The sequence below is a fragment of the Comamonas sp. FUJ_7 genome (genome assembly GCF_057369555.1).
The window spans coordinates 80,955-94,214 of sequence record NZ_JBXXZI010000012.1 but is presented as its reverse complement, the minus strand read 5'-3'; the positions used below and the strand labels follow the sequence as shown (position 1 = coordinate 94,214).

Sequence of the window (13,260 nt, the reverse complement as noted above, 5' to 3'; positions counted from 1 at the left end):
AATTTTTTCACACTCTCCTGGCTCAAGCCGTATGTCGCGCTCAACATCCTGTCGCTCGACGCCTGCAGCCGCCGCATCCGCCTTGGTATAGAACGCAGGGTGTTGTCAGGCATTGTCAGGACTCCCTTGCACATTCCCCAGTCCGTGCAGCTTGCAAGCGCACCCACTTTTGCCTGAATCGTTATTGGCGCGACACGATCGACGCGCTTCATTGCCTGAATCCACGCATCCACCCACGCCGTATTAATGGGCGTCAACGGCAAATGGGAATGCACGGGAACAATGGTTTGAAGAGATCACTGGTCTTTCAGCGACGGATGGGCATCCCGCAAGTATTCGCGCACCAGCTCTGCGATGGTCAGAACAGCACCAGTCGTCTGGTGTTCGCTGGCACAATGCCGCGCCCAAGAAGCGCCTCAAGCCGCCTGGCATATTCATCGCCCTCTTGCGACGAGGCAAATGTGAGATAGATGGGCTTGGCCAGCACGCCCTTTTTGTAATGCCATGTTCCGTTCGGGAACTGCTTTTTACCTGCCATGAGCCCTCCAAAATCGATCGCCATGCTACGCAGAGGCGGGTTGGTAGGCAACGAATTACGGTGGGTAAGGACGACTTACGGCGGCTTGAGCGGTTGGCAAAAAGCACAAAGAAAAAGGGCTTAGATTTCTTTAAGCCCTTGATTTCTTTAGTTTTTTAGTGGTGGGTCCTGACGGTCTCGAACCGCCGACCTACTCCGTGTAAAGGAGCCGCTCTACCAACTGAGCTAAGGACCCGCTAAAACTGCGTGTCAGTTCAAAGCATCTTTCAGAGCTTTGCCCGGACGGAATTTTGGCACCTTGGCCGCTTTGATTTTGATGGACTCGCCTGTACGGGGGTTACGACCGGTACGAGCTGCACGCTTGCCAACTGCAAATGTGCCAAAACCAACAAGCGATACTGTACCACCTTTTTTCAGTGTTTTCTTCACTGCGTCGATCGTGGAGTCCAGTGCACGCGCAGCTGCGGCCTTGGAAATGTCGGCGTTGTTAGCGATGTGCTCAATCAGTTCGGTTTTATTCACAAGATGCCTCTCGAGAAATAGTGAATGGAATGTCTCTGCAAACACAGATTTGTGAGGCAAAGACCAGTCGCGATGAAGACGAAAGCTAGCCTATCAGTTTTGGAAAGGAATTTCCCATTCCGATCGAAGCTGCTGGCACTTTTATACGCCGATTCGCGCCGCGCATTCCAGCGACAGGCCAGATTCTATGCGGTTTTTCGGCCACTTCTTTGATCAGGAGCGGCTTTTTTCAAGCTTCTTTCGTGTCGCCTTCACCGATTGACAAGGCTTGACAAAATTTGCAACGGGCTTGGCCCTGCACTGAGCCTGCTTCCACCCACAGCAGACTGATAAAGCCTGCTGCACAGATAGCAAAAAGCGCTTGACTGGCAAGCGCTTTTTTCAAGTTCGGCCTCAAGCCTTTAAAGACGGGCTCGAATTTCTGGCAAAGCTTTTCGCAAGTAATACACCATCGACCAGACGGTAAGCACTGCAGCAATCCAGATCAGCCACTGGCCCCAGACGCCGGTGTCAATCACACCGAACGCCACGCCGTCGTACAGCAAAAAAGGAATGGCCACCATCTGCGCCATGGTCTTGGCTTTGCCGATCATGTGCACGGCCACGCTCTTGCTGGCACCAATCTGCGCCATCCATTCGCGCAGTGCCGAGATGGCGATCTCGCGTCCGATGATGATGAGGGCCACAAACACGTCAGCACGTTGCAGGTGCACCAGTACCAGCAGCGATGCACAGACCAGAAACTTGTCGGCAACCGGGTCCAGAAAAGCACCAAATGCCGAGGTCTGGTTCAGCCTGCGTGCCAGATAGCCGTCAAACCAGTCTGTGGCAGCAAACACTATGAACATGATGGCTGCAACAAGATTGCGCGTGGGCTGATCCAGAGGTGCGTAGAACACCCCGACGATGAGCGGGATCGCCACGATCCGGGTCAAAGTCAGCACAGTAGGGATGGTGAGGAACATGGGCGTCATTGTGTCACGGGCGCGCAGCGCTGTTGTGGATTCATGGCCTCGCTCACTTTTCAGTGCAACGCTCGGTAGATTTCTTCGGCCAGCGTGGCAGAGATACCCTCCACGGTCATCAGATCATCCACACTGGCGTCCTGCACACCGCGCACTCCCCCAAAGCGCTGCAGCAGTCTTGCACGCTTCTTGGGCCCCACACCCGGAATATCTTCCAGACTGCTGCTACCGGTGCGCACCTTGGCCCGCGCGGCGCGCATGCCGGTAATGGCGAAGCGGTGAGCCTCGTCCCGGATCTGCGCTACCAGCATGAGCGCTGCAGAGTCGTGGCCCAGATAGACTTTTTCGCGCCCGTCGGCAAACACCAGCTCTTCCAGACCGACCTTGCGGCCCTCACCTTTTTCCACGCCCACGATGCGCGATAGATCCAGGCCCAGCTCGGTAAACACTTCGCGCGCCATGCTGACCTGGCCTTTGCCGCCGTCCACCAGCACCAAATCGGGCAGACGGGGCTGCTTTCCGGTCAGCTCAGCGCCGCCCGCTTCGCGCTGCGCATCAGCCACGGGTTTGTAGCGGCGCGTGAGCACCTGGCGCATAGCCGCGTAATCATCACCGCCAGTGATGCCTTCGATATTGAAGCGGCGGTAATCACTGCTTTGCATCTTGTGATGATGAAAGACGACGCAGGACGCCTTGGTGTTCTCGCCGCTGGTGTGCGAGATGTCAAAGCATTCAATGGTCAGCTCATCAAGGTTATCGATTGGCAGATCCAGCGCCTCGGCCAGCGCACGCGTGCGCGCCTGCTGCGAGCCTTCTTCGGCCAGCAAACGGGCCAGCTGAATATCGGCATTTTTTTGCGCCATCTCCAGCCAGATGCGACGCTGTTCGCGAGGCTGCTGCACGGCGGTGATGCGCACACCGGTCTGCTCGGTCAGCAGCTCCACCAGGCGCTTCTCTACAGGGTGGCTGACGATGAGTGTGGGCGGCACGGCTACGCCCACATAGTGCTGGGCGATGAAAGCCTCCAGTACCAGCTCCTCCACGGGTTTAGCTGTTGCCGCCACATCCACCTCTTCGGCACTGGAGTAAACCGATGCAGCATCCCCCAGGTTGGCCGGGAAATAGGGCCTGTCGCCCAGATGCCGCCCACCGCGCACCATGGCCAGATTCACGCAGGCGCGCCCGCCATGCACCTTCACAGCGAGGATGTCCACGTCCTTGTCATCGGTGGTTTCAATGGCCTGCTGGTGCAGCACGCGCGACAGCGCCGTGATCTGGTTGCGCACTTCGGCGGCCTGCTCAAACTCCAGCTTCTCGGAATACGCCATCATGCGCTGCTCCATGCTTTTGAGCAGCGCATCGGTTTCGCCGCGCAGCATGGCCTCGGCGTTGCGCACATCCAGCGCATAGGCCTCAGGCGAGATCATGTCCACGCAAGGGCCGGTGCAGCGCTTGATTTGATAGAGCAAACAGGGGCGGCTGCGGTTGGCAAACACCGTGTCTTCACAGGTGCGCAGGCGAAAGACTTTTTGCAGCAGCTGAATGCTTTCCTTGACCGCCCAGGCGCTGGGATATGGGCCAAAGTAGCGATGCTTTTTATCGACCGCGCCCCGGTAGTAGGCAATGCGCGGGAACTCTTGAAACGCAGGCTCACCGTCCTTACCATCGCGGTGCGCCACGCCGGTGATCTTCAGATAGGGATAGCTTTTATCGTCCCTGAACAAGATGTTGTACTTGGGGTGCAACGTCTTGATGAGGTTGTTTTCCAGCAGCAGCGCCTCGGCCTCGGAGCGCACCACCGTGGTCTCCATGCGCACAATCTTGCTGACCATGTGGCCTATGCGTGTACCACCATGGTCTTTTTGAAAATAACTGGAAACGCGGCGTTTGAGGTTGATGGCCTTGCCCACATAGAGCAAAGTGCCGGCCGCATCGAAGTAGCGGTAAACACCGGGCAGGGAAGGCAGCGCGGCCACCTGGGCCAACAGTTCAGCGGAATGCGTGGAAGACATGGACGCTATTGTCTGCGCATGTGCATCACTGCAGCAGCACGATGGCTGCGCAATGTTTAGGCTGCACTTCTACGCTCACTGAACTGGCTTGACCACCGGCCACCGCCCCTTGTCCCTTGTCCCTTGTCCCTTGCTACGCAAGAAAACTCCTGGTACGGCTTGCCCAGTGACGTTAAGACTTGCAATAAAAATAGCTGGCAGCGCTTTATCTACCTTGATTTCAGATACTTTCTTATCTGAAATCATTACAAACCAAGCGCTGCCAGCTCCTACTTTTAAAGTACAAGAAGCGCTATGCATACTGGGTCACACATGCATAGCGGCTGCCTCACTTACTCTGCTTCGATCTTGGAAGACTTCACCACCTGCGCCCAACTCGCGTACTCGGTCTTGACCATGGCACCCAGTTGCTGCGGGTTCAGATAGTCGGCTGCCGCGCCCTGCTCTTCGGCCTTTTTCTTGAAGGCGGGGTCTTGCACCACCTTTTTGATATCAGCAGCCAGTTTGTCGATCACGGGCTGCGGCGTGGCTTTGGGCGCAAACACGGCAAACCAGGAAGTGGCGTTCACACCCGGGTAGCCGGCTTCCGCCGTGGTCGGCACATTGGGCAGGCTGGGCAGGCGCTGCTTGCCTGTCACCGCCAGCACGCGCAGCTTGCCGTTTTGCACATGGGGCATGAAGGGCGGGGCCGTGCCAAAGGTCAGATCGACCTGTCCACCCAGCAAGTCCTGCAGCGCAGGACCCGTGCCCTTGTAGGGTACGTGCACCATCTTCACACCGGCCTGCTGCTCCAGCATGGCACCCGTCACATGCTGCAGCGAGCCATTGCCTGATGAGGCGTAGTTGAGCTTGCCGGGGTTGGCCTTGGCATAAGTCACCAGCTCAGCCAGCGTCTTCACCGGCAGCTCGGAGCGCACGACGATGATCTGCGGCGCCGACAGCACATTGGCCACGGGCGTGAAATCTCCCTGCTCCCAGCTCTTGGCCTTGGTCAGATGGGGAGAGATGACGTGGTAGCCCGAATACTGCATCAGCAGCGTGTAGCCATCGGGCTCGGCACGCTTGACCAGGTTCGCGGCAATGGCGCCGTTGCCGCCGCCTTTGTTGTCCACCACCACCGATTGCCCCAGCACAGGCGCCAGCGCCTGTGCGGCCATACGGCCAGCCAGATCGGTGGTGCCGCCTGCGGCTGCAGGCACGATCATCAGCACGGTTTTGCTGGGATAGCTGCCCTGTGCAGCCACCGGGCCACTGGCAAAACCCAAAGCCGCAGCCGTGGTGGCCAGCAGCAGATGAATGCGTTGACGTTGAATGTTCATGTGTGTCTCCTTGCTGGAATATTGTTCTGCGCCAGCTCCTTCCCCCGAAAGAGCCGCTGCAGTGGGGCAAAAACCGTCTCAGGCCTTGGCCAGAGCGCGCTCTTTGATTTCTGAAAAATCGGCAGGCGGCTGGTGCAGATCCCAGCGCGCACCCGCCTTGACAATCTGGCTGGGCGTCTCGTGCCCAATCAGTGCCGGCAAGCTGCGAGCAGCTGCCACGATGCGAGCCAGATCCGTGCCGGTGTCGTAACCCATGAGCTGCAGCGCATGCACGATTTCTTCGGTGCAGGCATTGCCAGAGGCACCCGGCGCATAGGGGCAGCCGCCCAGCCCGCCAATCGAGGCGTCAAAGCGATCCGCTCCTGCATCAATGGAGGCCAGCACATTGGCCAGCGCCATGCCACGCGTGTTGTGAAAATGCAGGGTCACACCCAGCTGTGGCCAGCGCGCCTTGAAGGCGGCCACCATGGCATGCACCTGGCTGGGGTAAGCCATGCCCGTGGTATCACACAACGTGATGCCTTGCACACCCAAGTCGGCAAAGCGCTGCACCCAGTCCAGCACTTCGGCCTGCGGCACATCGCCCTCCATGGGGCATCCAAAGCAGCAGGACAGCGACACATTGACGGGCGTCGCCGCATGATGCGCTGTGGCAATGACCTGCCTGAGCGCCTCGAAAGACTGGCTGCGCTGCATGCGCAGATTGCAGAGGTTGTGCGTCTCGCTGACCGACATCACCAGGTTCAGCTCATCCGTGTGCGCATCAATGGCCCGTTCCGCGCCGCGTACATTGGGCACCAGCGCCGTATAGACCGTACCGGGACGGCGCTCAATCTCGCGCATCACAATCTCGCCATCGCGCAGGGCTGGAATGGCCTTGGGCGAGACAAAGGCCGTGACCTCGATCTTGGACAGCCCCGCATCAGACAGCGCATTGACCAGCGCAATTTTGTCCTCGGTAGGCACAAAGGCGGCTTCCATCTGCAGGCCGTCGCGCGTGCCGACTTCGTTCATGAAGATGCGGCGGCCCGCGCCACTCCAGACATTCAACGTACTCATTGGATGATGCCTTTCTCGCGCAGCTGGGCTACCTGCTCTGCGCTCAGACCGATCTCGGCCAGTACGGCGTCGGTGTCGTCGCCCACATGCGGCGCACTGCTGCGCACTGTGCCAGGCGTCAGCGAAAGCTTGGGCACCACGCCAGGCACCTCCACCTCAAAACCATCGCGGGTGCGCTGGGTCAGAATCATCTCGCGGGCCCGGTAATGCGGGTCTTCGGCAATATCCTTGGCCGTGTAAACCTTGCCTGCGGGCACGCGTGCGGCACCCAGTTCGTCCATGACTGCCTGCACGGTTCGAGCCCGTGTCCAGTCGCCAATCGCACCATCAATTTCCGCCACGCGGGCCACGCGGCCTGCGTTGTCGGCCAGATCAGGCGCATCGGCCAGATCCTGGCGGCCGATGGCCGTCATGAGTCGCTTGAAGATGGAGTCGCCATTGCCCGCTACCAGTACCCAGCCATCCTGGCAAGGGTAGGCATTGGACGGAGCAATTCCCGGCAGCGCGCTGCCTGCGGCCTCGCGCACGGCACCAAAAGCGCTGTACTCGGGAATCAGGCTTTCCATGATGTTGAACACGGCCTCGTGCAACGCCACGTCGATCACCTGCCCCGCGCCGCCATTGACCTTGCGGTGATAGAGCGCCATCATCACGCCGATCACGCCATGCAGGGCCGCCAGCGTATCGCCGATCGACACGCCCACGCGCACCGGCACCCGGCCCGGCTCGGCTGTCAAATGGCGCAGCCCGCCCATGGCTTCGCCGATCACGCCAAAGCCCGGCAGGTCGCGATAGGGGCCGGTCTGGCCGTAACCCGAGATGCGCAAAATCACCAGCCCGGGATTGATGGCGTGCAGCGCTTCAGGCGACATGCCCCAGCCCTCCAGCGTACCGGGGCGGAAGTTCTCTACCAGCACATCAGCTTCGGCAATCAGCTTGCGTGCGACCTCTTGAGCCTCTTTCTGGCGCAAGTCAAGAGCAACAGAGCGCTTGTTTCGTGACTGCACCTGCCACCAGACGGAAGTACCTTCCTTGATCAAACGCCAGTTGCGCAGCGGATCGCCAGCACCGGGGGCCTCGATCTTGATCACATCGGCACCAAACTCGCCCAGAGTCTTGCCGCAGAAGGGTCCGGCAATCAGCTGCCCCATTTCCACCACTTTCACACCTTCCAGCGCACGCGGCGTAGCGGTTTGCGTGGCGGGGTCTTTGATATTGCTTGTCATGTCTTGTCTCTTGCTTTGCCGCTTTGCGTTGACCAACGCCCCAGAAGCGGCTGTGAGACCATATTGCCCTGCAAGGGCCATTCCTGCAAAACGCTGAAATGTGAAGCTGCCATCGCATTTGGGCATAGCTGGACGGATAATGACGGCCTCATGAAACTGGACCCAATCACCTTGCGCCTGTTTGTGGCCGTGATGGAGGAAAGCGCCATCGCCCGCGCTGCGGCGCGTGAGCACATCGCCCCGTCTGCCGCCAGCCGCCGCCTGGCCGAACTGGAAGAGCAGCTGCAAGTAGAGCTATTCACCCGCAGCAATCGCGGCAGCACGCCCACTGCCGCCGCCTTTGCGCTGCTGAATATGGCACGCGGTGTGCTCAATGAGATGGATGGCATTGCCACGCAAATGCGGGACTACGCCCACGGCGGCGAGCAAGGTCTGCGCGGCCATGTACGCGTGATGGCCAATATCTCCAGCATCACGCAATTTCTGCCCGCGCAGCTGCAAAGCTTTATGAGCCAGCACCCGCTGGTGGACGTTCGGCTGCAGGAGCGTGTGAGCACCGATATTGCCCGCGCCGTGGCCGATAACGAGGCCGACATCGGCCTGCTCAACCGCGGCAGCTATGGCAGCCGTGTGACGCTGCGCCCCTACCGGCGCGACCGGCTGGCGGTGGTCGTTCCGCTGTCGCACCCGCTGGCACGCAAGCGCAGCCTGAAGCTGGAGCAAGTGGTAGAGCATGACCTGATTGGCATGCATGCCGACAGCGCACTCAATCACTTGATCACCCGCTCGGCGGCAGACATGGGGCTTCAGCCCCGCTTGCGCATGAAGGTGACGGGCTATGACGCACTGTGCCTGATGGTGGCCTCTGGCCTTGGCATAGGCATCCTCCCCGAAGGCAGCGCACGCATTTACATGGGCACGCTGCCGCTGCACTGCATATCGCTAGATGAAAGCTGGGCCGAGCGCCAGCTCATGCTGTGCGTGCGCTCACAAGACGCCCTATCGCCTGTGGCCCAGTTACTGGCCGAGCACCTTTGCCAGCCCGACCATCTCCAGAAGAACATTGAAGATTGAAGCAAATGCTGGACTTTCTCCCTCTCTCTGCCACCGCCTTGGCAGAGTCCGCACCCTCACTGAATTGGGATATTTTTTGCCAGGTCATCGATAACTTTGGCGACGTGGGTGTGTGCTGGCGCACAGCCGCCGAGCTGGTCGCGCGCGGCCAAACTGTTCGCCTGTGGATGGACGACGCCAGCGCCTTGCAATGGATGGCTCCTCAGCCCTGGCCTCAAAGTCTGGAGCAGCGCCTGAGCGTACATACCTGGCCTGAGCAAGCTGCGGATATCCCCACTCAAATGGGCGACGTGGTGATTGAAGCTTTTGGCTGTGAAATTCCCGCTCCCTTTGTACGCGCCATCGCGGACAAGTCCGCTCAGGGCAAGCCTCCGGTCTGGATCAACCTCGAATACCTGTCTGCCGAAGACTATGTGGAGCGCTGCCATCGCCTGCCCTCTCGCATCATGAGCGGCCCTGCAGCGGGGCTGACGCGCTGGTTCTTCTACCCAGGCTTTACGGACCCCACGGGGGCGCTGGTGCGTGAGCAGAACCTGGCCCAGCGGCAAAAAAACTTCACCTCGATACGGCCCCAGTGGCGCAGCAGCCGTGGCATTTGCGCCGATGAATGCGCCATCTCTCTGTTTTGCTACGAGCCACCTGCTTTGCCAACACTGCTGGAACAGCTCACAACACCCACCAGCCAGAAGCCCCACCTACTCGTCACCCCAGGCCGTGCCACGGCCATCATGCAAGCGCAGCCACAAGCGGCTCAGCTGACAGTGCAGTATCTTCAGCCCTGCTCCCAACCTCAGTTTGACGAAATGCTCTGGGCTTGCGATCTGAATCTGGTGCGTGGAGAGGACTCTCTGGTTCGAGCCCTGTGGGCCGGCCAGCCCATGGTCTGGCATATCTACCCTCAGCATGACAACGCACATCACGACAAGCTCAACGCATTTCTGAACTGGCTGAACGCGCCCGACAGCCTCAGAGACTTTCACCACGCCTGGAACGGCATGACCGCTCCAGAAACATTGCCTTTGCTCAGCCCCCGGTTACTAGAGGAATGGGCTCAGTGCATTCGTGCCGCACGATCAAGATTGACCTCTCAAACCGGGCTGATTGAGCAGCTTCAAGCTTTTGTCTCTGAAAAAAGCTAAAATCGCTGTTTTGCCTCCCTGAGAGATTCGCAACCGGCTTGCCGGCCGATCCTGCTTTCGGGGTCGCGCCCCGCCGCGGTACACGCGACAGGCCCCGCCGCCGCACTTTTGATGCGTTGCTCAAGCAGCAACCATTGCGAACAGCTTGCCTGCCGTGTAGAGCGGCTCCAACCTTTCAAACGCAAGCAAGCCATGAAAATCGCTCAAGAAATCCGCGCAGGCAATGTGATCATGTTCGGCAAGGACCCCATGATCGTTCTGAAGACTGAATATGCTCGTGGCGGCCGTGGCGCTGCTACCGTGCGCATGAAGCTCAAGAGCCTGATCGGCAACTTCGGCACGGAAAACGTGTTCAAGGCCGACGACAAGATCGACAACGTGATCCTGGACAAGAAGGATTGCACTTACTCCTACTTCGCCGACCCCATGTACGTGTGGATGGACTCCGAGTTCAACCAGTACGAAGTGGAAGCCGAAAACATGGCTGACGCTCTGAATTACCTGGAAGACGGCATGGAAGCCGAAGTGGTGTTCTACGACGGCAAGGCCATCTCCGTGGAACTGCCTACTATCGTTGTGCGCGAAATCACCTGGACTGAGCCTGCCGTCAAGGGCGACACATCCGGCAAGGTCATGAAGCCCGCCAAGATCGCTACCGGCTTCGAAGTGGCTGTGCCTCTGTTCGTGGCGCAAGAAGACAAGATCGAAATCGACACACGCACTGGCGAATACCGCAAGCGCGTGTAAGCGACTCATTGAACTGCAGCCCGTACAGAGCTGTATTTCATCCAAGGCTTCCTTAGGGAAGCCTTTTTTGTTCCCACACACTACTGCATCCATAACCGCCTCCCCAAAAGCGCTGAGCCTGTGCAAGACTCGGGGCAACTTCTCTTCTTTCATCTGCCAATGACGCACTCCTTGCCCTGGCTGCAGCCTGAACAAGAATTTCCGCCTATCGATCAGACCTGGGGCGATCAAGACCCCATTCCCGGCTTGCTGGCCGCCGGCAACACCCTGGATGCGGCTCACCTTCGCGCCGCTTACAGCCGGGGCATTTTTCCCTGGTTCAGCGAGGGCCAGCCTGTGCTGTGGTGGTCACCCAACCCGCGCATGGTTCTGCATCCGAAAGAATTTCGCCTGCACCGCAGCCTGCGCAAAAAACTGCAGAAGCTGCGGGACGATCCTCGCCATGAAATTCGTATCGACAGTGCGTTTTCAACCGTAATGCAGCAATGCGCCCAGACGCCGCGCGATGGCCAAAACGGCACCTGGATTGTGCAGAGCATCGTTGACGCCTACACAGAGCTGCACGAGCAAGGTATGGCTCATAGTGTCGAGACATGGTACGACAACCAACTCATCGGCGGTCTCTACTGTGTTGCCATTGGCAAAGCAGTCTTTGGCGAATCCATGTTCGCGCTACAAACCGATGCCTCCAAGATCGCCCTCTCCGCGCTGGTTGCCCTGTGTCAAGCCAATGATGTGCCACAAATTGACTGCCAGCAGGCGACTGCACATCTGTCTTTCATGGGTGCACGTGAAATCAGCAGAGACCAGTTTGCTCAAACGGTCAGCGCGCAGACTCAGCTGCCTGCAATGGACTGGAAATTTAGCCCTCTATACTGGAATCAATTGCTTCGCACTTCAGTCCACTCGGAGACCTGACCGCCTTCGCCTCAACGTCCTGCCATGACGCACCCGAACGATCTTCCTCTCCATGCCCTGCAGTTCTATGCCACGGCTGCTTACCCATGCAGCTACCTGCCCGGTAGAATGGCCCGCTCCCAGGTCGCAACCCCCAGCCACCTGATACAAAACGCCACCTACTCAGAGTTGGTAGGCATGGGATTTCGTCGCAGCGGCATGTTCACCTATCGCCCCTACTGCGACGGCTGCCAAGCCTGCATTCCTTTACGCATCTTGGCTCAGGAGTTTCGCCCCAACCGAAGCCAAAAGCGCGCTGCCCGTCAACATACCCAGTTGACTGCCTCTATTCAACGCCTTCACTATTCTGACGAGCACTACCAGCTTTACCTGCGCTACCAACAGCACCGCCACAGTGGCGGAGGTATGGACAACGACAGCGTGGATCAATACACGCAATTTCTTCTGCAAAGCAGGGTCAACTCCCGTCTGGTTGAGTTTCGCGAGCCTAGCCAGGATGGTCACCCTGGCGTACTGAAGATGCTGTCCATCATTGATGTGCTGGAAGATGGACTCTCTGCGGTCTACACCTTCTACGAACCAAACGACAGCGCCAGTTATGGCACCTTCAATGTGCTGTGGCAGGTTCAGCAAGCCAAGGCCATGAACCTGCCGTACGTCTATCTGGGCTACTGGATTTCCGAGAGCCAGAAGATGCGCTACAAGGCCAGCTTCATGCCCCATGAGATTCGCCAGGGCGAACAATGGCAACGCATAGACCGGCAAAGCATGCAGCGCTCACAATTTGAAGATTGATCCACCCAAAATCCACACATGGATATATGAGCAGATGACATGGCTGAGGAGCTTTAGCGCCGCTAGAATGCCCTGATCTCGCAAAGCATCTCCAACGCATGAAAAAAGACGACCTCTCGGCCTCAGCCAAGCCCAGCGTCCAGGTACTGGAACGCATGTTCACGTTGATCGACGTGCTGGCATCGCGTGAGGAAGCGGTTTCTTTGAAGGAGATCAGTGAACGTACAGGCCTTCATCCCTCAACTACGCACCGCATTCTCAATGACCTTGCTTTAGGCCGTTTCGTAGACCGCCCGGAGTCCGGCAGCTACCGCCTCGGCATGCGCTTTCTGGAATTAGGTAACCTTGTCAAGGCACGGCTGAACGTGCGAGAAGTGGCGCTGACGCCCATGCGCCAGCTCTACAAGCAAATCCAGCAGCCTGTCAGCCTGTCTGTGCGCCAAGGCGATGAAATCGTCTATGTGGAACGCGCTTATAGCGAGCGCTCGGGCATGCAAGTGGTACGAGCCATTGGTGGTCATGCGCCTTTGCACCTGACCTCCAACGGCAAGCTATTTCTGGCAGCCGATGATTCTGAGCAAGTGCGCGCCTATGCCACACGCACGGGGCTGCCCGGCAAGACTCATTTCAGCATCACCCGACTACCCGACCTAGAGCACGAGTTGGGTAAAGTTCGTCAATATGGCATTGCTCGTGACAATGAAGAACTGGAGCTGGGTGTGCGCTGCATGGCGGCCGGCATTTACGACGACCAGAGCAAGTTGATTGCGGGCTTGTCTATTTCAGCGCCAGCAGACCGTCTCGATGAAAGCTGGGCACCCAAGCTACAAGCCACTGTGCAGGAGATATCCACGGCATTGGGCTTCAACGGCTATCGCCCAAGCAGCCCACCTGCACCACACTCTGTGTATAGCCGAAGCCAGCATACAAGCTGATACTTCGCACA

Annotated in this window: 13 protein-coding genes and 1 tRNA gene; 6 read left to right on the top strand and 8 right to left on the bottom strand. The window is 58.7% G+C overall.

Going from position 1 to position 13,260, the window contains the following annotated elements; genetic code table 11:
- Nucleotides 1-358 precede the first annotated feature (358 nt).
- The 8 genes from AC2I9W_RS16040 to AC2I9W_RS16005 form a co-directional block, all read right to left on the bottom strand.
- Nucleotides 359-538 (bottom strand): hypothetical protein, encoded by a 180-nt coding sequence (locus tag AC2I9W_RS16040; protein WP_486410921.1) that lies wholly within the window; start codon nt 536-538, stop codon nt 359-361.
- 159 nt (nt 539-697) lie between these two features.
- Nucleotides 698-773, bottom strand: a tRNA-Val gene (locus AC2I9W_RS16035).
- Nucleotides 774-787: 14 nt separating this feature from the next.
- Nucleotides 788-1,060, bottom strand: a complete 273-nt coding sequence (locus AC2I9W_RS16030) for an HU family DNA-binding protein (RefSeq protein WP_099737394.1) — start codon at nt 1,058-1,060, stop codon at nt 788-790.
- A gap of 401 nt (nt 1,061-1,461) precedes the next feature.
- The gene (pgsA, locus tag AC2I9W_RS16025; protein ID WP_486410920.1) at nt 1,462-2,025 is read right to left on the bottom strand and encodes a CDP-diacylglycerol--glycerol-3-phosphate 3-phosphatidyltransferase; all 564 of its coding nucleotides are present in this window, start codon (nt 2,023-2,025) and stop codon (nt 1,462-1,464) included.
- A 59-nt stretch (nt 2,026-2,084) separates the two neighbouring features.
- Nucleotides 2,085-4,037 carry an excinuclease ABC subunit UvrC gene (uvrC, locus tag AC2I9W_RS16020; protein ID WP_486410919.1) on the bottom strand — a complete coding sequence of 651 codons (1,953 nt, stop codon included), beginning with the start codon at nt 4,035-4,037 and terminating at the stop codon, nt 2,085-2,087.
- Between the two features lie 332 nt (nt 4,038-4,369).
- Nucleotides 4,370-5,356, bottom strand: coding sequence for a Bug family tripartite tricarboxylate transporter substrate binding protein (locus AC2I9W_RS16015; protein ID WP_486410918.1), 987 nt, complete (start codon nt 5,354-5,356; stop codon nt 4,370-4,372).
- Between the two features lie 78 nt (nt 5,357-5,434).
- Nucleotides 5,435-6,415 carry a hydroxymethylglutaryl-CoA lyase gene (locus AC2I9W_RS16010; RefSeq protein ID WP_486410917.1) on the bottom strand — a complete coding sequence of 327 codons (981 nt, stop codon included), beginning with the start codon at nt 6,413-6,415 and terminating at the stop codon, nt 5,435-5,437.
- Entirely contained in the window at nt 6,412-7,641 is a 1,230-nt protein-coding gene (locus AC2I9W_RS16005; protein WP_486410916.1) for a CaiB/BaiF CoA transferase family protein, read from the bottom strand. Before AC2I9W_RS16005 ends, AC2I9W_RS16010 begins: the two co-directional genes overlap by 4 nt.
- A 150-nt stretch (nt 7,642-7,791) precedes the next feature.
- On the opposite strand from AC2I9W_RS16005, the gene AC2I9W_RS16000 reads away from it, so the two are divergent.
- The 6 genes from AC2I9W_RS16000 to AC2I9W_RS15975 all read left to right on the top strand — a co-directional run bounded on the left by AC2I9W_RS16000 (nt 7,792) and on the right by AC2I9W_RS15975 (nt 13,249).
- Entirely contained in the window at nt 7,792-8,715 is a 924-nt protein-coding gene (locus AC2I9W_RS16000; RefSeq protein ID WP_486410915.1) for a LysR family transcriptional regulator, read from the top strand.
- A 5-nt stretch (nt 8,716-8,720) separates the two neighbouring features.
- Entirely contained in the window at nt 8,721-9,854 is a 1,134-nt protein-coding gene (gene earP / locus AC2I9W_RS15995) for an elongation factor P maturation arginine rhamnosyltransferase EarP (RefSeq protein ID WP_486410914.1), read from the top strand.
- 192 nt (nt 9,855-10,046) lie between these two features.
- A complete protein-coding gene (gene efp, locus AC2I9W_RS15990) occupies nt 10,047-10,601 on the top strand; it encodes an elongation factor P (protein WP_486410913.1) in 555 nt (184 codons plus the stop codon).
- A gap of 159 nt (nt 10,602-10,760) precedes the next feature.
- Nucleotides 10,761-11,519 carry a leucyl/phenylalanyl-tRNA--protein transferase gene (gene aat, locus AC2I9W_RS15985; RefSeq protein WP_486410912.1) on the top strand — a complete coding sequence of 253 codons (759 nt, stop codon included), beginning with the start codon at nt 10,761-10,763 and terminating at the stop codon, nt 11,517-11,519.
- A 24-nt stretch (nt 11,520-11,543) separates the two neighbouring features.
- Entirely contained in the window at nt 11,544-12,314 is a 771-nt protein-coding gene (locus AC2I9W_RS15980; RefSeq protein ID WP_486410911.1) for an arginyltransferase, read from the top strand.
- A 98-nt stretch (nt 12,315-12,412) separates the two neighbouring features.
- Nucleotides 12,413-13,249, top strand: coding sequence for an IclR family transcriptional regulator (locus AC2I9W_RS15975; protein ID WP_486410910.1), 837 nt, complete (start codon nt 12,413-12,415; stop codon nt 13,247-13,249).
- Nucleotides 13,250-13,260 lie beyond the last annotated feature (11 nt).

Excerpts from the sequence above, each read along its gene's own strand:
- aat (WP_486410912.1), top strand. The coding sequence starts at position 10,761 with ATGACGCACTCCTTGCCCTGGCTGCAGCCTGAACAAGAATTTCCGCCT.
- efp (WP_486410913.1), top strand. The coding sequence starts at position 10,047 with ATGAAAATCGCTCAAGAAATCCGCGCAGGCAATGTGATCATGTTCGGC.
- uvrC (WP_486410919.1), bottom strand. The coding sequence starts at position 4,037 with ATGTCTTCCACGCATTCCGCTGAACTGTTGGCCCAGGTGGCCGCGCTG.
- AC2I9W_RS16005 (WP_486410916.1), bottom strand. The coding sequence starts at position 7,641 with ATGACAAGCAATATCAAAGACCCCGCCACGCAAACCGCTACGCCGCGT.
- AC2I9W_RS15980 (WP_486410911.1), top strand. The coding sequence starts at position 11,544 with ATGACGCACCCGAACGATCTTCCTCTCCATGCCCTGCAGTTCTATGCC.
- AC2I9W_RS16010 (WP_486410917.1), bottom strand. The coding sequence starts at position 6,415 with ATGAGTACGTTGAATGTCTGGAGTGGCGCGGGCCGCCGCATCTTCATG.
- AC2I9W_RS16015 (WP_486410918.1), bottom strand. The coding sequence starts at position 5,356 with ATGAACATTCAACGTCAACGCATTCATCTGCTGCTGGCCACCACGGCT.
- AC2I9W_RS16040 (WP_486410921.1), bottom strand. The coding sequence starts at position 538 with ATGGCAGGTAAAAAGCAGTTCCCGAACGGAACATGGCATTACAAAAAG.
- AC2I9W_RS15975 (WP_486410910.1), top strand. The coding sequence starts at position 12,413 with ATGAAAAAAGACGACCTCTCGGCCTCAGCCAAGCCCAGCGTCCAGGTA.
- earP (WP_486410914.1), top strand. The coding sequence starts at position 8,721 with ATGCTGGACTTTCTCCCTCTCTCTGCCACCGCCTTGGCAGAGTCCGCA.
- AC2I9W_RS16000 (WP_486410915.1), top strand. The coding sequence starts at position 7,792 with ATGAAACTGGACCCAATCACCTTGCGCCTGTTTGTGGCCGTGATGGAG.
- pgsA (WP_486410920.1), bottom strand. The coding sequence starts at position 2,025 with ATGTTCCTCACCATCCCTACTGTGCTGACTTTGACCCGGATCGTGGCG.